This is a genomic window from Pseudoalteromonas sp. bablab_jr010 (assembly GCF_016464105.1).
Taxonomy (GTDB): domain Bacteria; phylum Pseudomonadota; class Gammaproteobacteria; order Enterobacterales; family Alteromonadaceae; genus Pseudoalteromonas; species Pseudoalteromonas simplex.
Genome location: NZ_JACDWV010000036.1, coordinates 1 through 25,370, shown reverse-complemented (window position 1 = coordinate 25,370; position 25,370 = coordinate 1). Strand labels below are relative to the sequence as shown.

At 39.8% G+C, this 25,370-nt stretch carries 22 protein-coding genes and 2 tRNA genes; 13 read left to right on the top strand and 11 right to left on the bottom strand.

Features of this window, described 5'->3' with window-relative positions; translation table 11 throughout:
• Window positions 1–341: 341 nt before the first annotated feature.
• From JIG37_RS01670 to JIG37_RS01655, 4 genes are all read right to left on the bottom strand, one after another.
• Window positions 342–418, bottom strand: a tRNA-Val gene (locus tag JIG37_RS01670).
• 110 nt (window positions 419–528) lie between these two features.
• Window positions 529–605: transfer RNA gene (locus tag JIG37_RS01665), tRNA-Val, on the bottom strand.
• Between the two features lie 114 nt (window positions 606–719).
• Window positions 720–1,739, bottom strand: coding sequence for a DUF3080 family protein (locus tag JIG37_RS01660; protein WP_138617572.1), 1,020 nt, complete (start codon window positions 1,737–1,739; stop codon window positions 720–722).
• The gene (locus tag JIG37_RS01655) at window positions 1,714–3,072 is read right to left on the bottom strand and encodes an MATE family efflux transporter (protein ID WP_199528511.1); all 1,359 of its coding nucleotides are present in this window, start codon (window positions 3,070–3,072) and stop codon (window positions 1,714–1,716) included. Before JIG37_RS01655 ends, JIG37_RS01660 begins: the two co-directional genes overlap by 26 nt.
• Window positions 3,073–3,166: 94 nt before the next feature.
• Between JIG37_RS01655 and JIG37_RS01650 the strand changes: the two genes are divergently transcribed.
• Window positions 3,167–3,793, top strand: a complete 627-nt coding sequence (locus JIG37_RS01650; protein WP_138617573.1) for a riboflavin synthase subunit alpha — start codon at window positions 3,167–3,169, stop codon at window positions 3,791–3,793.
• A gap of 39 nt (window positions 3,794–3,832) precedes the next feature.
• Here the strand turns inward: JIG37_RS01650 and JIG37_RS01645 are convergent, their stop codons facing one another.
• The gene (locus JIG37_RS01645; protein WP_054561385.1) at window positions 3,833–4,036 is read right to left on the bottom strand and encodes a CPXCG motif-containing cysteine-rich protein; all 204 of its coding nucleotides are present in this window, start codon (window positions 4,034–4,036) and stop codon (window positions 3,833–3,835) included.
• 228 nt (window positions 4,037–4,264) lie between these two features.
• Window positions 4,265–5,125, bottom strand: a complete 861-nt coding sequence (locus JIG37_RS01640) for a fructosamine kinase family protein (protein ID WP_054554735.1) — start codon at window positions 5,123–5,125, stop codon at window positions 4,265–4,267.
• Window positions 5,126–5,237: 112 nt separating this feature from the next.
• Between JIG37_RS01640 and JIG37_RS01635 the strand changes: the two genes are divergently transcribed.
• Window positions 5,238–5,933: a DUF445 domain-containing protein gene (locus JIG37_RS01635; protein ID WP_138601847.1), complete on the top strand. Its 696-nt coding sequence runs from the start codon at window positions 5,238–5,240 to the stop codon at window positions 5,931–5,933.
• A 53-nt stretch (window positions 5,934–5,986) separates the two neighbouring features.
• Here the strand turns inward: JIG37_RS01635 and JIG37_RS01630 are convergent, their stop codons facing one another.
• A complete protein-coding gene (locus tag JIG37_RS01630; RefSeq protein WP_054554737.1) occupies window positions 5,987–6,349 on the bottom strand; it encodes a DUF3718 domain-containing protein in 363 nt (120 codons plus the stop codon).
• Window positions 6,350–6,705: 356 nt separating this feature from the next.
• Here JIG37_RS01630 and JIG37_RS01625 point away from each other — a divergent pair, with 356 nt between their 5' ends.
• The 3 genes from JIG37_RS01625 to JIG37_RS01615 all read left to right on the top strand — a co-directional run bounded on the left by JIG37_RS01625 (window position 6,706) and on the right by JIG37_RS01615 (window position 10,224).
• Window positions 6,706–7,491, top strand: a complete 786-nt coding sequence (locus JIG37_RS01625; protein WP_199528509.1) for a hypothetical protein — start codon at window positions 6,706–6,708, stop codon at window positions 7,489–7,491.
• A gap of 112 nt (window positions 7,492–7,603) precedes the next feature.
• Window positions 7,604–8,986, top strand: a complete 1,383-nt coding sequence (locus tag JIG37_RS01620) for an amidohydrolase (protein WP_138617575.1) — start codon at window positions 7,604–7,606, stop codon at window positions 8,984–8,986.
• Window positions 8,987–8,997: 11 nt separating this feature from the next.
• Window positions 8,998–10,224, top strand: a complete 1,227-nt coding sequence (locus JIG37_RS01615; protein WP_199528508.1) for an amidohydrolase family protein — start codon at window positions 8,998–9,000, stop codon at window positions 10,222–10,224.
• Window positions 10,225–10,288: 64 nt separating this feature from the next.
• On the opposite strand, the gene JIG37_RS01610 is transcribed toward JIG37_RS01615, so the two are convergent.
• Window positions 10,289–11,488, bottom strand: coding sequence for an Nramp family divalent metal transporter (locus JIG37_RS01610; protein ID WP_138601855.1), 1,200 nt, complete (start codon window positions 11,486–11,488; stop codon window positions 10,289–10,291).
• Between the two features lie 304 nt (window positions 11,489–11,792).
• Between JIG37_RS01610 and JIG37_RS01605 the strand changes: the two genes are divergently transcribed.
• Window positions 11,793–12,209: an MAPEG family protein gene (locus JIG37_RS01605; protein ID WP_054554742.1), complete on the top strand. Its 417-nt coding sequence runs from the start codon at window positions 11,793–11,795 to the stop codon at window positions 12,207–12,209.
• A 74-nt stretch (window positions 12,210–12,283) separates the two neighbouring features.
• On the opposite strand, the gene JIG37_RS01600 is transcribed toward JIG37_RS01605, so the two are convergent.
• Entirely contained in the window at window positions 12,284–14,131 is a 1,848-nt protein-coding gene (locus JIG37_RS01600; RefSeq protein ID WP_054554743.1) for an ABC transporter ATP-binding protein, read from the bottom strand.
• A gap of 159 nt (window positions 14,132–14,290) precedes the next feature.
• Here JIG37_RS01600 and JIG37_RS01595 point away from each other — a divergent pair, with 159 nt between their 5' ends.
• The 4 genes from JIG37_RS01595 to JIG37_RS01580 all read left to right on the top strand — a co-directional run bounded on the left by JIG37_RS01595 (window position 14,291) and on the right by JIG37_RS01580 (window position 18,000).
• Window positions 14,291–15,121, top strand: a complete 831-nt coding sequence (locus tag JIG37_RS01595; protein WP_199528506.1) for an alpha/beta hydrolase family protein — start codon at window positions 14,291–14,293, stop codon at window positions 15,119–15,121.
• Window positions 15,122–15,124: 3 nt separating this feature from the next.
• Window positions 15,125–15,520, top strand: coding sequence for a VanZ family protein (locus JIG37_RS01590; RefSeq protein WP_054554745.1), 396 nt, complete (start codon window positions 15,125–15,127; stop codon window positions 15,518–15,520).
• 61 nt (window positions 15,521–15,581) lie between these two features.
• Window positions 15,582–16,490, top strand: coding sequence for a GGDEF domain-containing protein (locus JIG37_RS01585; RefSeq protein ID WP_199528504.1), 909 nt, complete (start codon window positions 15,582–15,584; stop codon window positions 16,488–16,490).
• Window positions 16,491–16,605: 115 nt separating this feature from the next.
• Window positions 16,606–18,000, top strand: a complete 1,395-nt coding sequence (locus tag JIG37_RS01580) for a M28 family metallopeptidase (protein ID WP_199528502.1) — start codon at window positions 16,606–16,608, stop codon at window positions 17,998–18,000.
• Here the strand turns inward: JIG37_RS01580 and JIG37_RS01575 are convergent.
• Window positions 17,993–20,146, bottom strand: a complete 2,154-nt coding sequence (locus JIG37_RS01575; RefSeq protein WP_199528500.1) for an ATP-binding protein — start codon at window positions 20,144–20,146, stop codon at window positions 17,993–17,995. The two genes, JIG37_RS01580 and JIG37_RS01575, sit on opposite strands and share 8 nt — an antisense overlap.
• A gap of 225 nt (window positions 20,147–20,371) precedes the next feature.
• Between JIG37_RS01575 and JIG37_RS01570 the strand changes: the two genes are divergently transcribed.
• From JIG37_RS01570 to gdhA, 3 genes are all read left to right on the top strand, one after another.
• Window positions 20,372–22,561 (top strand): LruC domain-containing protein, encoded by a 2,190-nt coding sequence (locus JIG37_RS01570; protein ID WP_199528498.1) that lies wholly within the window; start codon window positions 20,372–20,374, stop codon window positions 22,559–22,561.
• A 2-nt stretch (window positions 22,562–22,563) separates the two neighbouring features.
• The gene (locus JIG37_RS01565; protein WP_054554751.1) at window positions 22,564–23,049 is read left to right on the top strand and encodes a hypothetical protein; all 486 of its coding nucleotides are present in this window, start codon (window positions 22,564–22,566) and stop codon (window positions 23,047–23,049) included.
• A 75-nt stretch (window positions 23,050–23,124) separates the two neighbouring features.
• On the top strand, window positions 23,125–24,477 hold the full coding sequence (gene gdhA / locus JIG37_RS01560; RefSeq protein WP_199528496.1) for an NADP-specific glutamate dehydrogenase: 1,353 nt from the start codon (window positions 23,125–23,127) through the stop codon (window positions 24,475–24,477).
• Between the two features lie 292 nt (window positions 24,478–24,769).
• On the opposite strand, the gene JIG37_RS01555 is transcribed toward gdhA, so the two are convergent.
• A partial coding sequence (locus JIG37_RS01555; RefSeq protein WP_206769689.1) for a transposase occupies window positions 24,770–25,370 on the bottom strand: 601 nt, incomplete at its 5' end.

Genomic DNA, 25,370 nt, shown 5'->3' with positions numbered 1-25,370 from the left:
AGATGTGTATAAGAGACAGGTGTTAGTGCTCTAACCAACTGAGCTACGGTCGTACAGGCATTTAATTCTGAAGAAGATTAAATGTTTTGGTACGACCGACTGGATTCGAACCACCGAATTTGGCGTGGGTCATAGAGAGCGGTAGCGATCTAACCAACTGAGTGGAGCTTTTTAGATTAGTGTACTTATTAATAGAAATTGTAGGAATTACTAAGAAGCAATAAAGATATAATTGGTACGACCGAGTGGATTCGAACCACTGATTTTGGCGTGAGTCATAGAGAGAGGTAGTGCTCTAACCAACTGAGCTACAGATGTTTTAAATTTGGAACATTAAGAATTGGTACGACCGAGTGGATTCGAACCACCGACCTCTACCATGTCAAGGTAGCGCTCTAACCAACTGAGCTACGGTCGTACTGAGATGTTAAAATCAAGATTGGTACAACCGAGTGGATTCGAACCACCGACCTTTGGACCGGGCCATTAAGAGTGGTAGTGCTCTTTCCTTTGGTTATACCTAAATCATGGTACAACCGAGTGGATTCGAACCACCGACCCCTACCATGTCAAGGTAGTGCTCTAACCAACTGAGCTACGGTTGTATTTTGATTTAAAACTGTTGTTAGCGTGGCTAAACAACGGAGGCTAATATATAGCGACTGGTTGTGTGAATCAAGCAGCTTTAGCTATTTTTGTGCTAAGTGCTGGTTTTTTATTCATAACGGACTAATTTCGCACGTTCTGTAAAAACCTTGCCACCAAGCAACATGGCTTTTCGCAGAGTGCTTAAGACTTTGTAAAATTGCGTCATTACTGTCGCTATCTACAAACTGGGCCAATTCGGTGTCACGCCATATTTGCTGGTAAAGAGGTTGTAGAGTTTCTAATCGACCCACTAAGAATGATTGATAAGGCTGTAGTTGCTCTAAATAAAACTTTTTAAACACATTACTCAACGTTTGTGCTTTTTGTTTATTCTTGTTTGCAGGGCAGAGATCATCTTTTGAATACTTCATGAGCAGCGCTGTTAATTGTTGATTGTAATGTGTTTGCACACGAGCCGCAGAAATGAGTAGCTTGTTGTATTTAAAACGATTTAATACTTCGAGTTGGTTGATGATTTGCTCTGGCTTTATAGCGTTTATTTTGCCGGTATTAATTTGATTGTTTAACTTAGCAATTTGCTCCATCGCGCTCACGGTTTCGCTAAAACCTGCGGTGTTTTCATCAATGTGTGTCGAGCTTAGCTGCCAGCTTTGCTTAAACTCGCTTTCGTTGAGCAGCATAGCTCTAAAGTAGTTAGCAAGGTTTGCTTGCTTTTGTATTGCGGTGAGTTTTATTTTTTCAAATAGCTCATCTTGTTCTTCAAAGCTTTCTAAGCACTCCTTTGCGCTTTGAATAAACTTAATTTGATAACTAAGAATGTTAGCAGGCGTTGCAGTTTTGCCAAGCTGGTTATTGTGCTCAGCAATAAGGGTTGCAAGTTTACACTGTCGTAACTGGGCAAGTTCAAGCATACCAATGGTTGCTTTATCTTCAGTATTTTCAGTAACGTGGTTAACAGTTAGTGTACTTGGTTTAGATAGCTTAAAACTTTCGGTTTTAAGCACGTTTTCTAATCTTTGCGCGTAGGTGTGATTTACATCACCGGAAGAGGGCGTGCAGGCAATAAGTGCCACGCACGCTGTTGCGATGATAGAGTTTAAAAGGCTATTGGTTTTGCAAAAAAGGTGCATGTTTAAATCGCCTATGAACCGTGAACATCAACATAATTGCTGCGGCACTTAACCCCACAATAATGCCTATCCAAAAGCCATGAGGGCCCAGTGCTGGAACAATTAAATCTGTACGAGCAAGTACGAAGCCAAGCGCAAAGCCGATCAACCAATAGGATACAAAGGTGATATAACCAATTGGTGCCGTGTATTTCAATCCACGTAAAATACCATTGGCAGAAACTTGCAGGGCATCTGGTAACTGGTAGATACAAGCAAGTACCATGATTGAAGAAGCAAGAGCTAATACTTCAGGGTTGTCAGAATACAATTGGCTTATAATATCTCGGGTAAAAAAGGTCACACTTGCCAGCAGAAAAGCAATAATTGCCGCGAGAATATAACTTGTTTTAACGGCATTTTTTAACTGTTGATAATGTTGTTGGCCAAATAAATTGCCTATTCGAATGCTAATCGCAATTGAGAGGCTCAACGGCATCATAAACAATAAAGTCGTCACACTGGCTGCAATTTGGTGACCGGCAACAGCAACAGCACCTAAGTGCGCTATAAACAAAGGAATACAGGCAAATAGCGTAACTTCAAAAAAAGTAGCTAATGAAATTGGAATACCCACTTTGGTGATAGTCCATAAAGTAGCGGGCTTTGGCGCTCTAAAATTTGCTAATAATGCTTTGGCATCAATCTTTTTGTTAAAGTGACAATAAACAACCTGAGTTAACGCCATTGCTGAAAATACCAGCGCCGTGGCAATACCACAGCCCGCGCCACCGTAGGCTTGAAAACCTAATTTACCGTGTATAAATACGTAATTGGCAGGAATATTGACCGCTAAGCCAATTAAGCTAATGTAGAAAGCAGGTTTGGTCATTCCCATACCTTCAGTGATATTGCGGTACACACTGAAAAGTAAAAAACCAAAAATACCCCATTTTACAAAATGAATGTATTGCTCAGCTAAATGGGTAATAGACTGTGAGGTGTCTAATTGACTTAGCACAGTATCAGCAAGGCTTGCCAGCCCTAAACCGATTATGGCAAGTACTAACGCCAGATACAGACCTTGTTGAAAGTAGTGGCTAATACCTTGTTTATCGTTTGAACCAGCAAACTGCGCTATGATACCCGTTAACGCCAATAATATGCCTTGCAATGCAAGCATTAACGGATTCCAAATACCCGTTGCAATAGAAAGTGCTGCCAAGTCTGTTGCACTTACTTGGCCTGCCATCACGGTATCTACAACCGTCATTAAAATAAGGGTTACCTGTGCCAAAAAAACAGGAATGGCTAACGAAATTAACCTTTTGGCTTCCCAACTACAAAAAGACATAAAATACACAACTAAATAAACAGACAGCCATTGTAATCTATTCATAGATCAATAAAAATCGCAGTTATCTATTTAATGAAGAAAAGAGAAAGCGATGTTCACTGGAATTGTGCAAACGCAAGCCGTTGTGGTTGATGCTACTAACCAAGGCGGTGTACTAAGGCTAGCTTTACAAGTAGAACAGCAATACGCTGAAAACCTGAATATCGGCGCTAGCATAGCCATTAATGGTTGTTGTTTAACCGTGGTGAAGTTTGCATCAGACACTCAAGGGTGCTGTGTTATAAATTTTGATGTGATTGATGAAACATTGAAGTTAACCAACCTAGGTAAGCTGGCTGTCAATGAGACGGTGAATTTTGAACGTTCAGTGACTTTTGGGACTGAACTGGGCGGGCATATCGTATCGGGCCACATTCATTGTATGGCCGAGATACTTTCAATTAACCACCATCAAGACAACTGTAAAATGCAATTAGCATTAGCAAAAGAGTGGCAAAAATACGTGCTGTACAAAGGGTTTGTTAGCGTTAACGGGGCAAGCCTCACTGTAGGTGAAGTTGATGAGCAGGGCTTTTGGCTACACCTGATCCCAGAAACACTCTCTATTACCAATCTCGATAACTACCGCGAAGGGGATAAGTTAAATATCGAAGTCGATCAGCAAACTTATACCATTATCAACACGGTCGAAAATTATCTATCGCAACAAGCAAAATAAATACAATAAACGAGCTAAATAAGTATAAAAACGAGCAAATTAAAAAATTTGCTCGTCGTCACTATCGACATGTAATTCGAGTTTGTTGTGTGCGTAATCGATATGCATATTCAAATGGATGGGATTGCAACATGCTGCGCAATCTTCATAGTAATCTTGGTCACCGTCACTTGCATCAAGTGCTACGTGAATGTGGTGGCCACAGTGAGGGCATGAAATCCGTTGTGTGTATTGGTCTTTCATCAGCTTTTACCTTAATCAGGCATGCCTGAGTTCGTTAAATTGCAATCTTCATTAAACCCTAACTCATCAAAAATGAATCTAGATTTAATTAGATTGATATAACTCACTAACCGAATTTATTTAAGCGTAGTGCTACCAATTCGGTTAGCATCTTTATTAATACGCTTTATAAGCTAAATATAGCTGTGTTTAGCGGTTTGTGACATTCCTTTTACAGTGATTTTTAGCTTATTTCAGGAGCTGATCAATTTGTTGTTTTGCTTCAGTAAGATAGTGCCCTGCAAAGATATTGGCATTATTGAGCATAGGGTATAGTTGGTAGATGGCTCTACGTTGCTCGTAGCCTACCTGCAATGGGTAGATATCGTTATAGGCGTCATAAAAGCTATCGGGAAGTGGTGCATAAAGCTCACTCATTGCGATATCGCATTCCCGATCACCATAATAACAAGCAGGGTCAAATACACTGGGTACATTATTATAAAAGCCCATATTTCGACGCCAAAAGTCACCGTGTAATAACGAAGGCTCTACAATATGGCTATGCAGTGCGTCTTTAACAAAAGCGATGAAGGTGTCTTGATTAACAAGCTCAATGCCTTTTTCTTGTAATAACTGCAATTGCCAACCAATGCGTTCTTCAGCAAAAAATACATCCCATTTTTTGTGCCAACGATTTGGTTGTAGAGTAGGGCCAAGGAAGTTGTCGTTATCTAAGCCGAACATAGCTTGGGTATGCTTTTGGTGTAAATGGGCAAGGTGTTCTCCCATTTCATGCCAATTGGTATGGGGCTGTTTATCAAGTTCTAACCATTCAAGCACGATAAATGAAAACTCAATATTGCAACCTGTGGTGATGCAATCTGGGATCATAAATAAGCTTTCTTGAGTTAACAGCTCTAGATTAAAGGCTTCGCACTCTAGGCGCTCCAGATCACTTAAGTGAGCGACTTTCACAAAGAAGTGGTGTAAATCATCGCCAATTTGGAAGTATTTATCGTTATTGGGTGATTGTAATTGGCGCTTAAAGGTATGCTTAAAATCAAAATGCATCGCTTGGCTAATCTGTTCATTCACCGAATTCCACATAATTTTGTTCACCTTTTAACCATATAATTAAACTATGGCAAAAAGACGATGAATTAACAAACCCATAGCGTTAATATTGTTAAAGTTTATCGAAGTATTTATGAGGGGTCAGATGAATAAAAGTCTCATTACTAACTTAGTGGCACTTGCCTTAGTATTAGTCGGATTTTTATTTGAACAAGCAATTGTGCTTTCTGTTGGTTTATTTGCGTTATCGGGCGCAGTAACAAACTGGCTTGCTATTCACATGCTATTCGAAAAAGTACCATTTTTATACGGCTCTGGTGTTATAACATTAAAGTTTGCGTCTTTTAAGGTGGCGATTCGTAACTTGGTAATGACCGAGTTCTTCGCTGAAGAAAAAATCGATCAGGTTATGGCGCTCGCTAAACCAAATATTGATTTAGAGCCTGTGATCAGTGAAGTTAATTTAAGTCCGGCTTATGACTCTTTAATTGAGGTTATCGAAAACTCTCAATTTGGTGGCATGCTGTCGATGTTTGGTGGCCGTGATGCGCTCGAGCCAATGCGCGAACCTTTCATTGAAAAAATGAAAGCGGCGGTTATTGATATTTCGAAGAGCGACGAATTTAAAACCATTCTTGATGAAAAGCTATTTGCAAAATCTCACCTTGGTGGCTCATTGCACAGTACAGTTGAGCGTTTAGTTGATGAACGATTGAATGAGCTTACACCAACCATGGTAAAAGATATTATTCAAACCATGATCAAAGAACATTTAGGTTGGTTAGTAATTTGGGGAGGGGTGTTTGGCGGCTTATTTGGCCTGATAGCTGCGCTAGTCTAATGAAGAAGGAATTTGTAGCAGGCCTTCAAAGACCTGCTACTGTGTATTCATCATTATTTTGAGCCTGCAATTACAATCACAGTGTCATCAGATACGTTAGCGATATCTTGAATACTGGTTTTTGTTGCTATGTCAAAATTTAAGTATTTCGCAGAGTTATGCAACCCATAAGTGCTAACAAACTTATTAGTTGGCATATCATTGCAAAATAGTTTTTCTGTCATTACTCGTTTACTTAAGCGTAAATCGCGCATAGTTCCGATTACATTGAGTGGCTTATTTGATGCAATAGCCATACACGCTTGAGTGCCAACTGAGTTATCTGCTGCGACAAATTGGGCTGCACTTGCATCAGTTGCTGCTAGTGAAGAACCTAAAATTATTGCTGTACCTAGTGCTGTAGTTAACGTATTCATCTTTCTCTCCAGTTGTTGTCTATAACGTAACATTTGTGCGACCTGGCTATTACGGATACTGCACACTTCCTGTTTGCTGGGCACATTTAAAGTATTACGCTAAACAAAAACAATTGCTGTTAATGAAAATCGACAAGATGTAAGTAAGTATGTAGATGTGAACAAACAAAACTAACCGCTTGATAAGTGCTATTTTAAAGTGTGAATGTTGACACAATTAGCCTTAAAATTTTTTAATTAATTTTTAAAAATCCTGTATTAGCTCGTATTTAAGACTTGATATTTACGTGGCTGTTACATTTAAGTATTAACTCTAGCTTTTCTTTAAAAGGCTAATCAGAGTATAAGGAGCATCAGTGACCACAAAATTAGCAGGCTATTATCAACAAGCCTATGCATCTGAATCAAAACACTTTAATCAATGTTTTTATTGTGGTTGTGAAGCAACTGAGCGAGATTTTTGTCCGCCACTGCATATGCTGCAAAGCATTATAGATTTAGGCGAAGAGGCCGAATTTATATCAATTCCAGCATGTTATGAGTGCTTTGCATTACTGCATAACGAACGAGTGCTAACTATTGATGGGCGAGTGACAAAGCTAAAAAAGAAACTTTCTGCAAAATATGCAAAAGCGCTGAGAATTTATCACATGTGGCATGAAAGTGAACTTCACGATATGAGTGATGAGTTTGTGCACAGTATTAAAGCAGGCATGAAGTTAGGTGCAGAGGCGGCAGAGCGATTAGCATTTCAAGGTTATAGTTATGCAACTGAAGATGCCAGTGTCACTATTCGCGAGAAATGTGCCGAATTTGATGTGCAAGGCAAAGTCTTTTATGACTTTAAAGACGCGCTTAATTACTGCATTAATGATTTACAAGTCGACAGAACAGAATTCTATAAGCTGGTGGTCGAAGATTATAATGGTGATTTTAACCGTACATTGAGTCAATACCGCCATCGACACGAAAAAATAACCGCAGCTAACGATGCAGATTCACTGATTAAAAGTTTTGCCAAGCAGCACAAGCAAAACTCAGACTTTGTAACTCGAACTGTGAAACATTTTATCAACAAAGATCCGAGCTTAACTACCGAAGGTGCGTTAGAGCAGTTATATAACAACTACATAAAGAAATAGTGCTCTGTGAGGCTGGTTATTCGTCTTGAATATTGGTGACTGGCCTCGTTTACTCGCATTAGAATTAACAATTAGTTAAAGTAATTAAATAATAAAAAAGAGGAACGTAAGAATGCAAAAATTTGCACCATCCTTGTTGGTTATGGCGCTTGGTGTCGCGTTAGCGGGTTGTCAAGACAATGGCCCACAAGATCCAAAAGTCTCAATTAACAAAAACCCATACCCAAGCACTTATCAGCCACTTGCATCACAAAGTACGTTAATCACTAATGCCACAGTTTTAACCGGCACAGGTGAGCGTTTAGATAACGCAGATGTATTCATTGTTGATGGCAAAGTACAACAAGTAGGTAAAGACCTTTCTGTACAAGCTGATAAAACAATTGATGCAGAAGGTAAATGGGTAACACCGGGTATTATTGACGTGCATTCACATTTAGGTGCATACCCAACTCCATCAGTAGCATCTCACCAAGATGGTAATGAAATGACCAGCCCTGTGACTGCAGAAGTATGGGTTGAGCATTCAGTATGGCCACAAGATCCTGGCTTTAACCGTGCTCGTGAAGGCGGTATTACGTCATTACAAATTCTACCAGGTTCAGCAAACTTAATTGGTGGCCGCGGTGTAACGCTTAAAAACATTCCCTCGCACACGATGCAAGGTATGAAGTTTCCTGAAGCACCATATGGTTTAAAAATGGCATGTGGTGAAAACCCAAAACGTGTTTATGGCCGCAAAGGTGTTTTACCATCAACGCGTATGGGTAACATGGCGGGCTACCGCACAGCGTGGATTGAAGCGACTGAATACAAACGTGAATGGGATAAATACGAAAGTGATTATGCCGCAGGTAAAAACCCTGCAGCACCTCACCGCGACATCAAGCTAGATACGCTAGCAGGTGTGTTAGAAGGTGACATATTAATCCATAACCACTGTTATAAAGCAGAAGAAATGGCCATGATGATCGACCTCGGTAAAGAGTTTGGTTATCACTCAGGTACTTTCCATCACGGTGTTGAAGCATACAAAATTGCTGACTTACTTGCTGAAAACGGTAACTGTGCGGCACTTTGGCCAGATTGGTGGGGCTTTAAAATGGAAGCCTACGACATGGTTCAAGAGAACGTAGCAATTGTAGATGCTGTTAAAAATTCATGTGCCGTTGTTCACTCTGATTCTGATACAACGATTCAACGCTTAAATCAAGAAGCCGGTAAAGTGATGTATCGCGCGAATGATGTGGGTTACGACATCTCTGAGCAACACGCAATTAAGTGGATCACTTCAAACGCGGCTAAATCGCTAGGTATTGATGATAAAACAGGTTCACTTGAAGCAGGTAAGCAAGCTGATGTGGTTATTTGGAACCAAAACCCATTCAGTGTTTATGCGAAAGCTGAACAAGTATTTATCGATGGTGCCAAAGTTTATGATCGTAACGATGATAAATACCAAGCACAAAGTGATTTCATGCTAGGTCAAAAATAGGAGTAACATTGATGACAAAATTAACTAAATCATTAAAGCTGTCACTTGTTGCTGCTGGCTTATTTTCTGCGACAGCAAGTGCTGCATCGGTAGCGATTGTCAATGCAACACTACACACTTCAACAGAGCAAGGCGTACTTGAAGGCGCAAGCGTTGTTATTGAAGATGGCAAAATTGTTGCAATTAACCCAGCGACTGTCAACGCGGATACAACCATTGATGCAAAAGGCCAAATCGTGACTGCAGGCTTTATTGGTACTATGAACCAATTAGGCTTAGTGGAAGTGGGTGCTGTTGCAGGGTCGCGCGATGGTGGTGACGACAAAGCAGGCATTGACTTTGATCCAAGCCTTGCATTCAACCCACGCAGTAGCTTAATTCCTTATGCACGCAAGGGCGGTATTACTCAAGATGTGATTGTACCAAACGGTGGTGACAGTATCTTTGCGGGTCTTGCATCTGTAGTTGATCTATCAGGTAGCTTTGAAAGCGTAAATAAAAAGCAAGTTGCACTTGTTGTTCATTTAGGTGAAAAGAGTAAAGGCTCACGTGCTATGTCGATGAAAACTCTTATCGACAAGCTTGAAGGCGAAAAGTCAGCTAAAAAAGATGACAAAAAAGAGCCATCAACAGAGCAAAAAGTTATAGCTGCTGTGCTTTCGGGTGATATGCCGCTGATTGCCAGTGTTCAACGCGCATCAGACATCTATGAACTTGTTAAGTTAAAAGAAAGCTATGGCATCAATTTAGTGATTCATGGCGGTGATGATGCTGTTGTGGTTGCTGATACATTAGCTAAAGCGGATGTACCTGTGATCATCAGCTCTATGGCTAACTTACCGGGTAGCTTTGACTCTATGCATGCAAATCTTGCTAACGCAGGTAAGCTTGAAAAAGCTGGTGTAAAAGTCATTATTGGTGTTGCTGGTGACTCAAGCCACAATGTATACCAATTACGTTTTGATGCAGGTAATGCTGTGTCATACGGTATGAGCCAACAAGGTGCACTTAGCGCAGTTACCAGCAATATTGCTGATGTTTTTGGTTTAAACTCAGGCGCAATTGCCAAAGGTAAACGTGCAAACCTAGTTATGTGGTCTGCTGATCCATTTGAGCTTAACTCACACGTAAGGAAAATGTGGATCAACGGTGAAGAGGTTTCAACCGAAGCGCGTCAAGACAAACTACGCGACCGTTATACAACTGATTCAGCGATGCCACGCGCTTATACTAAATAAGTGCTCAACATATAAAAAGGCCGCAAATTTGCGGCCTTTTTAATACATATTTTCAAACTAAAAGCTAAAAAATTAGATTGCTTAGTTTATAAAGGCTAAGGCCAAATATAAGCAGTATTACTGGCACAATTACAAGGTTAAGTAAAAGCGAATTAGTGTATCCTTTCATCACCGATTTTTGATTCACTAACCAAACAAGGTAACAGGTAACAATTGGAAGTAATAATCCATTGGCAGCTTGCGCAAAGATGATAACCGCAACCGGATCAAGCCCAAGCGATGCGACCAGTGCACCGAAAACAAGGATAGTGATAGCAACCAGTTTAAAACGTGTATCACTCATTTGTGTTGACCAACCAAGCATGCCGCAAACAGCGTAAGCACCCGCAAGCGGTGCAGTTATTGCGCTTGTAAGTCCAGCTGCACATAAACCGATAGCAAAAAAATAATGAGCCATACCACCTAGAAGGGGCTCAAGTTGCACAGCCATATTGGCCGCTGAAATTTTACCTGCATCGGTACCATAAAATGCCACAGAGGCTGTTGATAAGATAGCTAACGTGATTATGCCACCTAAAGTTATCGAAATACCGGTATCAAGGTTTGTTTCTTTGATTACTTTGTCGATATTTTTTGAACTATCGTGTTTTTCTGCAAGTACCCCAGAGTGTAAAAACAGGTTGTAGGGCACAATGGTTGTGCCTATCAAGGCAAGTACCGTGGTAATTGAATTATCAGGTAAGCTAGGTATAAATCCTTTTAGCACTTCACCAAGTGGCGGAGCCGCCATCACCAGCGTTGAAATAAACACTAAGCTCATCAACACCACTAAAACAATTAACGCCCCCTCAATGACTTTATGTTTGCCAGTATACAAAAGTACTGCACTTAGAATCGCAATAAGGGGAGTCCAGAGTAGTGGACTCACTGAAGGGAGTATTTCTTGCAGTCCTAAACTGGCACCAGTCAGATTGCCTGCTTCATAGGCTGCACTGCCAATACCAATTGCACTGATCACTAATATGGCAGCCAGGGCTTTAAAAATCGGTGTTTGAATGGTGGTTCTGAGTGCAGATGCTAAATCAAGTCCTGTAGCAACACCAAGACGAGCAGCCATTGATTGCAACAAAATAGTCGCTACAACTGAGAACAATAACGTCCAAATAAGAGCAAAGCCAAAATTAGCACCTGCAACACTTGCCGTGGTGATGGTACCTGGTCCAATAAAAGCTGCGGTGACTAGCAGTCCGGGCCCTAAACGCATAATAAAACCTTTTATTATTATTTTTATACATTAACTATTAGCAAAACAGCTAATGTTTTAGAAAACAGACCATATAGAGTATAGACAGACTTAGTATGGGTAAAGTAAAACAGGTGAATCGCTTAAAGTTAGCGAGTTGAACTTAGACCAATCCACACTGTAATTTTTATATACAGTACGTAGTAATGGCACAGTACGCATAACGAAATTAAAGTAAATGCACCTAAAATCAATGGTTTGCTTTAAGTTTTGGCTTGGTAGGTATCTTGCAAAGTGTATATGCTTTTAACTAAAGGAAATGAAAATGCCTGAACTTACTCTTTCAGCATATGCGGCCGTGTATGTTTATCTGATTATGCTGACAATTCAGTGGGTGGTTGCCGCTGTCACTAAAGCCAAACAGCCCAATGCGGTGCCTGGTAAACTCGATAATTCATTAAGCCACGATAGCTTTGTATTTCGTTCACATCGCACATTTATGAATACCTTGGAAAATAGCCCGTTATTTTTAGGTAGCGTATTTCTGGGGTTCTTTTTAAACTTGAACAGTAGTGCATTTGCACTGTGTATTTGGTTGTATGTGATAGCCAGGATCATTCATATGCTGCTGTATTATGGTGTAGCAACTGAGAAGAATCCAAGCCCACGCAGCTATTTCTTTTTAATCGCTGCTTTGGCAAATAGTGTGATGCTTGTTTTAATTGGTTTACGTTTGATTTAAACAGCATTGCTAACATATATAAAAGGCATTGAATGAATGCTCATACAATGCCTTTTTTAATACTGAAAACCTAGCTACTCAACGCCAATAAAGCCACCTGTTTGGTGTGACCATAGGGCAGCATAGATACCATCTTGGGCAATTAGTTGCTCGTGAGAGCCTTGTTCAACCACGCCACCTTCATCAAGCACAATGAGTCTATCCATTTGCGCAATAGTTGATAGGCGGTGCGCAATGGCAATAACTGTTTTGCCGGTCATTAAATCGTCTAGGCTAGTTTGAATTGCGGCTTCTACTTCAGAATCAAGGGCACTGGTTGCCTCATCTAAGATTAGAATTGGTGCATCTTTTAGAAGGACTCGTGCAATAGCAATACGTTGACGTTGACCACCAGAAAGCTTCACACCGCGTTCACCAACTTGTGCGGCAAAGCCTTTATTGCCTTTGCTGTCTTCTAAGTCTTCGATGAACTCAATTGCTTCTGCTTGCTTTGCGGCTGCAAGCATTTCATCTTCAGTAGCATCGGGTCTGCCATAAAGAATGTTATCTTTTACTGAGCGGTGTAACAGCGAGGTATCTTGCGTCACCATCGCAATGTGCTTACGTAAGCTTTCTTGGCTTACCTCAGCGATGTTTTGACCATCGATAGAAATCGTACCTGAGTCAACATCATAAAAGCGCAGTAACAAATTCACTAAGGTAGATTTACCTGCACCAGAGCGACCTACTAAACCTATTTTCTCACCCGGTTTAATATCTAAATTTAAGCCATTGATAACAGGGCCGCGGAGGGTCTCGTTGGCAGCTTTACCATAGTTAAATTGCACATTCTCAAAGCTTATCGACCCTTCATTAACAGTAAGAGTGCTTGCGTTTTCTTTATCATCCACTTCAATCGGTGTTGATAGGGTTTTCATACCATCAGCAACAGTACCAATGTTTTCAAATAGGCTACTGATCTCCCACATGATCCACTGTGCCATACCGTTTAGTCTCAGTGATAAACTCACCGCAATGGCGATAGCTCCAACACTGATGGCGCTAATTGACCATAGATATAAAGAGAGGGCCGCAATACTAAATACCAATAAGTAATTTAGCGTGTTGATAGAGAAGTTTAGGCTAGTAACTAAGCGCATTTGCTTATATACCGGTTGTAAAAACACATCCATACTATCTTTTGCATATTGTTCTTCTCGCTGTGTGTACGAGAATAATTTGATAGTAGAAATGTTAGTGTAGCTATCAACTACACGTCCGGTCATTTCTGAGCGCGCATCAGCCTGCGAGCTGGCTACTTTCTTGAGCTTTGGTACAAAATACATTTGAATAGCGGCATAAAGAACTAACCAAATTAATAATGGCAACATTAAACGCCAGTCAGATTCTGCGACCAAAAATACCATGGCGCCAAAGTAGACCACGATATACATTAGTACATCGAGCAGTTTCATCACCGATTCACGAACAGCTAATGAGGTTTGCATCACTTTAGTTGCAATACGGCCGGCAAATTCGTTTTGATAAAAACTAACACTCTGACGAAGCAAATAACGGTGTGCTAACCAACGGATAGACATAGGGTAGTTGCCAAGCAGCGCCTGATGTAACACTGCTGAATGAAAAAATACGACAATGGGTAACACGACTAGCAACATAATTGCCATTCTTGTAAGTTCAGCCTGCTGCTCAACAAATAAGGTATCAGGAGTATATTCGCCAAGCCAATCGACAAGTTGGCCCATGTAACTAAATAGCGATACTTCTAAAATAGCGAGTGCTGCGGCACTTAACGACATCAGCAGCAATGAAAGCTCCATGCCACGGGTATAATGACGGCAAAAAGCAAATAAGCTATTAGGTGGTTGAGAAGGTTGTTCTTTAGGAAACGGATTAGTCATCCGTTCAAATAAACGATACATACACGACGCTTTTTAAAAATCAAAGTGGCCTTACTATACCATTTGAGTAGTTTTTTAGCAGTTCATTTAATTTAAAAACTAAGATTAAAATCTAATTACTATTCAGTTATTTACATCTAGTGTAAGAAATGAAAATATAATAAGAAAAAGGAATTAATGATGAAAAAGTTGCTTTGTACGCTGTCCCTCGTTTTTAGCTTACCGCTTTGTGCCTACCAAACCGACACCCACATATTTAAGGGCAAAAAGACTGCCATCGAGAAACCTGTAACGGTGACATTACCTGATGGCTATCAGGACTCAAAAAAATACAATGTTATCTATGTATTACATGGCTACAGTGGAAATCACAGTGATTGGACTAAGCTGACAAACATAGAAAAACTGGCAAACCAATATGATGTCATCATTGTTAACCCAGATGGCAACTTCGGTTCGTGGTATCTCGATTCTGATATCGACAAAAGCTCGCAATACGAAACCTACATTGCAGACGATTTACTAAATTATATCGATTCTGAATATTCGACTAATCGGTCTAAAAGTGGCCGTGCAATAACAGGCTTATCAATGGGTGGCTTTGGTGCCTTACACATTGCAATAAATCACCCAGACCAGTTTGCAGCAGTTTCAGGGATATCTGCTGGGGTTGATGTTAGGCCCTTTAGTGCAGAGTTTGACCTTGAAAAAGTACTCGGCAGTTATGCTGAAAACAAAGAAAAATGGGATAGCATTGCCATTATTAACAACCTCCATAAAATTGCTGCTGGCAATACGGCATGGAAAAAGGGCGCTGATACCTTACCTATTATGCTTGATATAGGCGTTGATGACTTTTTTATTGAGCAAAACCGAGCGCTACACCAGGCGATGTTAAAAATGCGCATCCGCCATGACTATGTTGAGCGTCCGGGTATTCATGACTGGCACTATTGGAATAAAGTGATTGCCTACCAATTTTTATTTTTAACCTCACATATGGCGCCATAAAAGATGCTTCAACGTATTCTGGTGTTAATTGCTATCGGCTTTTTCGCTTTTATTGGTTGGGTTATTTATCTTGCCAATACTGGTCAAAAGTCGGTGTTTTTCGAACTCGTTGCTGCCATTCCTTACGGTGATAAGTTGGGGCATTTTTGCTTATTTGGACTACTTACGTTATTCATAAACCTTGCCTTTAAGTTTAAAACATTGAACCTTGCTGGACGGCCTATTTATTTAGCTGTGTTGATTGTGAGTACGTTTGTGATTTTAGAAGAGCTAAGCCAATTTTTTATTGAATCGAGAACATTAGACTTTGTTGATTTAATTGCAGATTTTACTGGTATCGCAATATTTAGTGCCATATCTGCATGGCTTAGCAAAAAGTTATATCCACCTAAGGTCTAAACTTTCAGTGACTTGTTAGGTTTCGTCTATACTCAGTATAGTGCTAGCCTAAAAGTTGCGTATGAACAAAAATACCTCAGATTATTTGTCAGATATTATTGAGCTATTACTTGATGCTGTTTGCGTAGTAGATGTAAAAGGCACCTTGCTGTTTACTAATCCAGCCTTTGAAACAATTTTCGGATACGCACCAGAAGAAGCCATCAATAGAAAAATGTTGGACTTTGTTTATCCCGAAGATAGAGCAAAAACCATTAATGCTATCAATCAGATAATGACAGATAATCTACATCCAAGGTTTGTAAACCGGTGGGTGAAAAAAGACGGTACTGTGGTCCATGTCTTGTGGTCTGTCTATTGGTCAAAAGAAAAGCAAGTTAGAGTAGCGATTGCTCATGATATAACAGAACAGAAAAAGCTTGAGCAAAAACTCATATTCATGGCTGGGCACGATCCACTCACTAATCTTCCTAATCGTAGCTTTTTAATTACCCAACTAGAAGAGTCACTATCCACTGCTAATACTATTTCTGTAATTATTGCGGTATTGTTTATCGATATTGATGGCTTCAAGCAAGTCAATGATATTCACGGCCACAGTGCTGGCGACAAGCTATTAAAAACTATTGCCATGCGAATTCGCCATGTATTGGATAAAGACGACATAGTTGGGCGTTTGGGAGGGGATGAGTTTGTAATTGTTGTAAAAAGTGTAAAACGCAAAGCTGATGTAATAAAAATTGCTGATAAACTAAGTCGTGAAATATGTAAGCCTTTAGTTTTTAATGATGATGAACTGTGTTATTCCCCAAGTATTGGTGCAGTTCTATTTCCAGAGCATTATGGTGATGCAGAATTCTTAATACAGTGTGCAGATAAAGCTATGTACAAAGCTAAGTATGAAGGGGGTAATCGCTTGGTGTTTTATAACGAGGGAATAAAGTTATCAGGCACTAAAAATATTAAATAGTATTAATAGCTTTATCGGGAAATGTTTTAACCTATTAATTTGTTTTCTAACGCATTACTATTGCGCGAAATGAAATATTAGTTAGCCTTTAATGATTCATTGAAGGAGTGAAACTATGTTAAAGCGTAAAATAACAACAACGGGTGCTTTGTTTAGCTCATCGCTGTTATTGGTCTCGGCAGCTCATGCCACAACACCTCAATATAAAGATCAACAAGCTTTGCATGATATTGCAAGTGCTGTTTCTAAAACACGTATAGAGCAAGATATTCAAACGCTGGTTGATTTTGGCACTCGCCATACTCTCTCTGAGACGAAATCAGATACGCGCGGTATTGGTGCTGCAAGACGTTGGATCAAGTCTGAATTTGAGGCGATTTCTAAAGCTTGCGGTAACTGCCTAGAAATCATCGAGGTAAAAGACACTATCTCCGGTGAAAAGCGTATTCCAAACCCGGTTGACGTGGTCAATATTGTAGCTATACAGCTTGGTCAAGTTGATGCAAACCGTATGGTTATGATGTCGGGTGATATTGACTCGAGAGTGTCTGATGTTATGGACTATACCTCAGATGCGCCAGGGGCTAACGATAATGCATCTGGAGTGGCTGGCGTGCTTGAATCGGCGCGAGTTTTATCAAAGTATAAATTTAACGGCTCAATTGTTTACGCAGCATTATCTGGTGAAGAGCAAGGCTTGTTTGGCGGTAAAATCTTAGCTAAATATGCACAAGAGCATGATTGGCGTGTTCATGGTGTTTTAAACAATGACATGATTGGTAATTCAACGGGCATTAATGGTGTAACAGATAACACAACTGCACGTATTTTCTCTGAAGGCACACGCGTTATTGAAACGAAAGACCAGGCTCATAAACGCCGTTTTACGGGTGGTGAGGTTGACTCAGCAAGTCGTAACCTTGCGCGCTACATAGATACAATCGCAGATCGTTACATCGAGAATCTAGATACCATGTTGGTATATCGACTCGATCGGTTTGGTCGAGGAGGGCACCATCGTCCATTTAACGATGTTGGCTTTGCAGCTGTGCGTATTATGGAGACAAACGAAAACTATAATCAACAGCATCAAGACTTACGTACTGAAAATGGTATTACTTATGGTGACACCATCGACCATGTTGATTTTGCCTATGCGGCGAAATTAACGTCACTCAATGCAGTGACAATGGCTTCAATGGCGTGGGCTCCAGCGCCGCCAACGGGTGTTAGTATTTCAGGTGCCGTAAAGCCGAGTACAACATTAGCGTGGCATAAAAGTGATGATCCAACGGTGGTCAGTTATAAAATCTATTGGCGTTATACCAGTGAGCCACAATGGCAGTTTAGCCGCGATGTTGGCAAGGTAACCGAAGCAACCCTTAAAAATGTTGTTATCGATAACTACTATTTTGGTGTTGCGGCTGTAAACAAAGACGGTATTGAATCACCGGTTGTATTTCCTGGCGATGTTGGCGCGTTCGAATGGCCAGACAAATCTGCTAAATAGCAATCGTTAAGTCATAGCGGACACCACCCAGTTCGCTATGAGCTGCTGTAATACGCCAGTTATGGGCTTCGACAATTTGTTTTACTATCGCAAGCCCAATTCCTGAACCTGACTGTTTCACTGTTTTTAAGTCAGGCACTCTATAAAGGTGGTCAAAAATCTTTGCTAAACTCTCGTCGCTGACGCCAGGGGATGAATCTTCATAGCAGATTAAAAGCTGTGTTTGGTTTTGGCTAATCGTCAAATTAATCTTACCAGGGTGATTTGTGTACTTAAGCGAATTACTGATTAAGTTTGCAAATAACTGTGAAAGCCGTGTTGCATCGCACTCAAAACTTAGTTCATCAGCAACATTTTGTGTAAATGTCACTTCAAATTTTTCAAGCTGGATCAGCATATCTGCGTGTAGGCTTTGGAAATACTCAGCCGCATTAACTGTTGTTACGTTGAGCTGAAAACTGCTTTGTTCTAAAAGTGAAATTTTATTTAAATCAGTCACTAAAGTTGCCATGTCGGTGATTTTTTGGTTAAGCTTTTCGTATGTAAGCTCATTAAATTGGGTTAGGCCTGCTTGAAGCGTTTCAAGGTGTAAGCGCAACCCTGTTAATGGACCACTTAGTTCGTGAGCTACTTGTGATAATAACTTACTACGTTGACTGATTTGTTTATCCAGATAATTTCGGCGCTGTTCAATAAGCTGTTTTCTCTGTCTTATTCTTAATAAAGCAATGCCCATTGCAGCTAAAAGCAGGCTAAATAATAAGACGCTGTATAAAATAGCTTGACGTTGTGCGGCAATAGCTTGGCTTTTTTCATTGTCTTGGAGTTTTAAATCTTGTATTGCTAAATCGCGGTCGCGCATTGCAATGGAGTTTTGTAGCTCAGCTAAACGGTGGTTGTAGTTGTTACGGGCAAAGCCTTTTTCAAGCTCTGTAATAGCACGTTGATACGACAGGGCTTGTTTATAATCAGCTTGTTTTTCTGTCACAGTGATCAAATGTTCTAGGGCAATGATTTGCTTTTGCAGCTTATTTTTTTGCTTACTTAACTGGTAGGCTTGCTCAGCATAATGTTTAGCTTGTTCGTGCTCAGTAGAGCCAATGTACAGCTTAGCTAATGTAAGTAATACATCTATATATAAGTGATCGTCTTGCTTGAGTTCAATGAGCACTTGTTTTTCAATGCTTAATGCTTGGTCAGGTTTATCTATTTCGAGCAAATTTATCGCAATATTATGGTTTGCCCAGGCAGTATTTCGCGTACTGTTATAACTAGCGAAGACCTGCTTAGCCTCTTGTGCGTATGCAATTGCTGCAGGGTAGTTTTTAAGTCCATATTCGCATTGGGATAGCTTAACTAAACTATGTCCGATATCAGATAGTGAACCCGTTTGCCTATCAAAACTAAGGGCTGTAATAAACTCGCTCTTTGCTTTTTCGTATTGTTCTAAATCTAAATAACTTTGGGCAATTGAATAACTTATACCTGCTTGTAATGAAATAGACGGCGACATTTGCTGAATAACTTCACGGCGTTTTAGCTTATATTCTAGGGCAAGGGTTAACCGGTCTAACTGTTCAAGATTACGCGAATAACCATGGTAGAGCATTTCTTTTTGCTTTAAGGATAATTCTCGATTGTTGTCGTGAATATAAACCTCAAGCAAGTTTAAGGCTGCTTGATATTCACCTGCATTATGATAAGCACTGACAAGGCTCGCAACGGCATCAATTTCGTAATCGGTGAGTTGCAAACGCTGAAACAGCGCGACATTTTGTTGAGATAAGTGAATTGCAGATTCTAGTTTATTTGCACTATATGCCAATCGAGCTTTGACTAAATACAATTCGCTATAAATAGAGGAGTCACTTTTATATTTTGGAGAAGACTCAAGTTCTTCTACTATATTTTGCGCCTGTTGAAACTGACCTAGGTGTATATGAACGTGAATTAATCTAACATTAAAGCTTAATCGCTCAGCAAAACTGGCAGATTCAATAAGGCGTTTATCTATATTTGTTAAATATTTATAGCGTTCTTGGTAATCGCTTATTGTTCTAGCTTCATCAATGTGGCCTTGTAGAGTTGACGCAATTGATGCAAATGACAAGGTACACAGCAGAATAACAAGAGCTTTAAAGTTCATTTTTAACATTTATTATTATTTTTTCTGAAGCAATTCTAGCACATCATGCTTTTGTGTTGAGTAAATTTGTTTTTTGTGATTAAAAAGAATTGCATTTTGCGATATAGATGGTTGCATCTTGCAAAAAGAATCTACAAAAAATATTTAAAACCTTATTTTTTAATGAGTTATATTTTGGAACAATTGCTGCTTTAAATAATTACATAACCACAGGAGAGTGTAATTATGAAAAGCAAAATACCCGTCTGTCTTTTATCAGTGCTTGCCACTAGTTATGTAAGCGCAGCTCCGTTTGAAGAATGCCCAAGTAAAGCATTTCTAATACAAGGTACACCTGCACAAATGTTTGGAATTGATTTGGTCTCTGCTAAAGCGACAGTATTAGCACCGTCATTAAACTTTAGTGACGAAACAAACAATGAAAGCGTAAATGCTGTGGGTTTTAACTATAAAGACCAATATATGTATGGCTTTAGTAAGCAAAGCCCGAAGAGTGTTGTCAAAATTGGTGATGATTATCAACTAGAACGACTCGTGGTTAACGGTCTGCCTGATACTAACTTCTATGTGGGTGACATCCATGTAAATAGTGAAACTAATCAGGCGGTATATTATTTGTATCATCCCAAATTCGGATTGTACGGTATTGATTTGACAGAGCCTGCTGATGAATATCAAGCTGATTTAGTTGCGGGTTCAGCTAGCTGGGGGTTAGCTATTTATGATTTTGCTTTTCATCCTAATAGCAACCTTTTGTATGCAGTTGAATCAAATGGCGACTTATACGAAATAGATCTTAATAATAAGACACCCACATTTGTGGCGAACTTAGATATAGCTGGTGATACCGGAGCGAATGGTGCTGGGTATTTTGATGTAAAAGGACAGTTTTATTTTAGTAATAACCGAAGCGGTAAAATACACAAAGTAGACCTTAGCATTAGCCCTGTAAACGGTTACACGCCAACTGCTGCGGTGTTTACTTTAGGGCCTACATCAAATCAAAATGATGGTGCACGCTGCGCAATTGCTGAGGTAAAGGTAACGGATAATTCAATCGATTTTGGTGATGCACCTGCTCCTTATCAAACCTCACTCGAAGACAGTGGCGCAAGACATTTATTTGACCCAAATGCAGATCAAACTAATTTGGTTTACTTAGGTGCTACAGTAGATGGCGAGAATATTAATACACGTTCAGACTTACTTTTAACACCTGATGATCAATCAGATGACGGCGTTAAGTTCGTCACTGATTTGGTAGCAGGCAATACCAGTCAAATTATTGTTACCTCTGCAAATGACGAGACATATCTATACGCATGGTTTGATTGGGATCAGAATTACCAATTTGATGCGGATGAAATTACGGTGTCTAAATATCGGTTAAACCAAGGCGATAATAGCATTTTGGTTAATGTTCCAGATGATGCCGTTATGGGAACAACCTGGTCTCGCTTTCGTGTAACTGATGGTAGTGAAACCAATCCAATTACAGCAACTGGTGGTGTTATTGGTGGGGAGGTAGAAGATTACTCTGTAACAACATTGGGAAGCCTAGTTTACCCAGGTGAAAATAGCTGGGTAACACTTGCATTTGAGGATAAATGGCCATTTTCTGGAGATTATGACTTCAATGATTTAGTTATAAACTATCGAACTACAATTATAGATCAAAATGGTGTGGCTACAGGTTACAAAATAGAAGGTGAGCTAGTTGGGATAGGTGCTGATTTTCATAATGGCTTTGCAGTTAGGTTATATGAGACTGTGGAAGGTTCAAATGATAAACGCATTTTACGTAGCCAAATTAATGCTGATAAAACTAGTTTACTGATTAATGGTCTTGAACAAACGCACGAGATCTTAGAGCAAAATACTGAAGATGCTATTTTCGTGATTATGCCTGATACTTGGGATTACATTGATAAACAGTCTAATTGTAATTATTTTAGAACCGAGACGGGTTGTGATAGCAACAATAAAGTCACGTTTTCATTGTTTATTGATTTATTACCAGGTACAGCGACCGCTGATGCACCTAAGTACACATTAGATCCTTTCATATTTGCAGCTGATGGACACTATCATGGTGAAGCCTTGGTTGGTAAAGACCCTAGAAGCTGGGAGGTTCACCTTAAGAATCAGCAGCCGACAGAAAAATTTGATATGCAACTATTTTCTTTCGCAGAGTCTGATGATGCATCTGACAGTTCGCTGGGTTTTTACTTCCAAACCGAAACAGGTCTACCTTGGGCAATTGAAGTAGGTACTTCTTGGGCTCACCCTAAAGAAGGGGTAGATATTACCCATGCATACAGCGACTTTAAAGCATTTGCAGAATCAAAAGGGCAAGAAAAGCCAATGTGGTTCAACAATGCTAAGCCTGCTAACGTGATTTCAAGAGGAGAATAATTATGAAACATTATACTTTAGTGATCATAAGCTTAATGTTAGCTGCGTGTGGTGGCGGTGGTGAAGGCGACTCTGCAACTGAAAGTGCTGGAACAAATGTAACGCAAGCACCTACAACAGATACAACACCACCTGAGACAACGCCTCCTGCTACTGGCGTGGATCCTGAGACGATGAATGATTTAACGATTGCTCCTGAGTTTAATTTAAGTAGTAAATTAGAGCTCGATGTAGATGTAGATTTGAATATTGGTGACACCAGAGCCTTTTTAAACATATGTCTTAAAGGTGACGACGATAAAGCCGATTATAATCAGTGTTTGCTTCGTGCACCATTGGTACAGAGCAAGCTGTCATCTAGTTTAATGTTAGCTAACAGTGGATTAGAGCTGGTGGCCGAGGTGTGGTTTTATGACACTCAGAGTGAGCCTTTACGTTATTATTGGAAAAATGATAGTGAGCAGCCAATGGTGTTTACGATTAGGTAAGAGTGATCGATTCTTTACGTAAATGAGTTTAATTTGTAAGAATCTTATTTTCAACAGCTTGAAGAGGAATGAGTGATGGAATACATAGAGCAAGTGTTAAAATCAGTAAAGAGTTCTAATCCAAATGAAACGGAGTTTTATCAAGCTGTTGAAGAGGTTCTGTCTTCGATTAATCAATATCTCGAGATTAATGATAAGTATCAAAAAAACTCTATTGTCGAACGATTAGTAGAGCCAGAAAGGCAAGTCATATTTAGGGTTCCTTGGCTTGATGATCTTGGAAATGTTCAGGTTAATCGTGGTTTTAGAATTGAATTTAGTTCATCGTTAGGTCCTTTTAAGGGCGGCTTACGATTTCACCCCAGCGTTAACCAAAGTGTGGTTAAATTTTTGGGCTTTGAGCAAGTCTTAAAAAATGCATTGACAGGTTTACCGTTAGGTGGTGGTAAAGGTGGTGCTGATTTCAACCCCAAAGGCAAAAGCGACCATGAAATTATGCGTTTTTGTCAGTCATACATGACTGAGCTTTTCCGTCATATTGGTGCTAATACAGATGTACCTGCTGGTGATATTGGCGTTGGGGCGAGAGAAATTGGTTATTTGTTTGGGCAGTACAAGCGGATCACAAACCAATTTAGTGGCGTTTTAACAGGAAAACCTGAATCATTAAATGGCTCTTCTTTAAGAACAGAAGCAACAGGATACGGCGTTGCTTACTTTCTAAGTGCTATGTTAGATGCGAAAGGCGACTCTATAACAGGAAAACGGTGCTTAGTGTCTGGTGCTGGTAATGTTGCACTTTATCTGATGAAAAAGCTTGATGAGTACGATGCTGTGATTCTTAGCTGTAGCGATTCGAAGGGCACGCTATATAGTAAGAATGGGCTTGACGTAAAATTAGTGATGCATCTAAAAAATGAACGTGGTGCTGAGCTTAGAGATTATTTGAATGAACATAAAGATGCTGAGTTCACACCTGTCAATCAATACCCAAGTGACGGTCATCAAATTTGGCGATATGAAGCAGATATTGCTTTACCATGTGCGACTCAAAATGAAATTACTAAAGATGATGCTAAAGCTCTTGTAGAAAACAGATGTTTAACTGTGTGCGAAGGTGCGAATATGCCAACTACACCTGAAGCAATGAAGATTTTCAAAGAGCACAACGTTTACCTAGGGCCAAGCAAAGCCGCAAATGCTGGAGGTGTGGCGACGAGCCAATTCGAAATGGCTCAAAATGCCAGTATGCAAAAGTGGCAATCTGAGCAAGTTGATGAAAAACTTCAGCAAGTTATGAAATCCATTTTTAATACTATTTCAGTTACTGCCAAGCAGTACTCTAATGAACACGACTTGGTGCTTGGTGCGAATATAGCAGGATTTGAACGAGTTGCAGATGCAATGTTAAAGCAAGGTGTTGTTTAGTGATTTGACAATAAAATTAGACACCCACTTTTTTCTAAGAATATAAAATGTAATTAAATAGACATCCATTTTTTACATAAACAATAAAGACACCCATTTTATTTATTGATATGAGTGCAGTATCGCATAATTGAGATTTATCTCGGCTAGATGAAAGTAGGGAGTTGGTACTTAATTACTGCTCTGTCTGAAAAATTAGCTATTTAATTTATATCATAAGTAATTTCAGAACGTCGATATTTTTATTTATATCAATAGATATTTATTAGTATTGTTTTGTAGTTTTAATAGATTAACAAAATAAAGCTTGGCTCTTAGCTATAGAGCTTCTCCGTTTTCGTTTCATGTGATTTGTGTAAGCTGTGATTGCTTGTTCTTTACCCGCTGTATTTTTAAATGAGCGGGTAAAGGAAGTGGTGAGTGTAAGCCAGTTGTCAGTACAAATATCTAGTCTTTCAAGTATTGGTAATGCATCTTCAGGGATTTTCCCTGGTTTATCTTCTCGTATTGAGCGACCAGTCCAATCAACGAGTTGCAGGTATGTTTTGAGCTCATATGGCAGACCTTTAGGCATATGCTTACGTGGTTTACCTGCAAAGCGCATAAGTGATTTTGGTTGCTTATTATTTTGAGCTGACTCAATGCGTGTTTTTATACTGGTGTAGTCAGATTGCTCAGGTAAATCAGCCGCTTTCGCTCTTACAGGGTTTAGGTCAACATACGCAAGACAAGCTGCAAGAGCTGCTTCATCAAGTAATGCTTGTGACTTAAAGCGACCTTCCCAAAAACGACCTTTACAGTCATCTTCTTGATTCGCTTGTCGTGCAATACTCTCATTAAGAACGCGCATAAACCAACTGATGCTACTGAGCCTCTGTCTCTTATACACATCT

Coding starts and splice junctions, on each gene's coding strand:
- JIG37_RS01610 (WP_138601855.1), bottom strand. CDS start 11,488: ATGCGTTTAGGGCCCGGACTGCTAGTCACCGCAGCTTTTATTGGACCA.
- JIG37_RS01640 (WP_054554735.1), bottom strand. CDS start 5,125: ATGTGGAATTCGGTGAATGAACAGATTAGCCAAGCGATGCATTTTGAT.
- JIG37_RS01615 (WP_199528508.1), top strand. CDS start 8,998: ATGACAAAATTAACTAAATCATTAAAGCTGTCACTTGTTGCTGCTGGC.
- JIG37_RS01645 (WP_054561385.1), bottom strand. CDS start 4,036: ATGAAAGACCAATACACACAACGGATTTCATGCCCTCACTGTGGCCAC.
- JIG37_RS01600 (WP_054554743.1), bottom strand. CDS start 14,131: ATGTATCGTTTATTTGAACGGATGACTAATCCGTTTCCTAAAGAACAA.
- JIG37_RS01570 (WP_199528498.1), top strand. CDS start 20,372: ATGAAAAGCAAAATACCCGTCTGTCTTTTATCAGTGCTTGCCACTAGT.
- JIG37_RS01650 (WP_138617573.1), top strand. CDS start 3,167: ATGTTCACTGGAATTGTGCAAACGCAAGCCGTTGTGGTTGATGCTACT.
- JIG37_RS01635 (WP_138601847.1), top strand. CDS start 5,238: ATGAATAAAAGTCTCATTACTAACTTAGTGGCACTTGCCTTAGTATTA.
- JIG37_RS01585 (WP_199528504.1), top strand. CDS start 15,582: ATGAACAAAAATACCTCAGATTATTTGTCAGATATTATTGAGCTATTA.
- JIG37_RS01605 (WP_054554742.1), top strand. CDS start 11,793: ATGCCTGAACTTACTCTTTCAGCATATGCGGCCGTGTATGTTTATCTG.
- JIG37_RS01580 (WP_199528502.1), top strand. CDS start 16,606: ATGTTAAAGCGTAAAATAACAACAACGGGTGCTTTGTTTAGCTCATCG.
- JIG37_RS01590 (WP_054554745.1), top strand. CDS start 15,125: ATGCTTCAACGTATTCTGGTGTTAATTGCTATCGGCTTTTTCGCTTTT.
- JIG37_RS01565 (WP_054554751.1), top strand. CDS start 22,564: ATGAAACATTATACTTTAGTGATCATAAGCTTAATGTTAGCTGCGTGT.
- JIG37_RS01630 (WP_054554737.1), bottom strand. CDS start 6,349: ATGAATACGTTAACTACAGCACTAGGTACAGCAATAATTTTAGGTTCT.
- JIG37_RS01660 (WP_138617572.1), bottom strand. CDS start 1,739: ATGCACCTTTTTTGCAAAACCAATAGCCTTTTAAACTCTATCATCGCA.
- JIG37_RS01595 (WP_199528506.1), top strand. CDS start 14,291: ATGAAAAAGTTGCTTTGTACGCTGTCCCTCGTTTTTAGCTTACCGCTT.
- JIG37_RS01620 (WP_138617575.1), top strand. CDS start 7,604: ATGCAAAAATTTGCACCATCCTTGTTGGTTATGGCGCTTGGTGTCGCG.
- JIG37_RS01575 (WP_199528500.1), bottom strand. CDS start 20,146: ATGAACTTTAAAGCTCTTGTTATTCTGCTGTGTACCTTGTCATTTGCA.
- JIG37_RS01655 (WP_199528511.1), bottom strand. CDS start 3,072: ATGTCTTTTTGTAGTTGGGAAGCCAAAAGGTTAATTTCGTTAGCCATT.
- gdhA (WP_199528496.1), top strand. CDS start 23,125: ATGGAATACATAGAGCAAGTGTTAAAATCAGTAAAGAGTTCTAATCCA.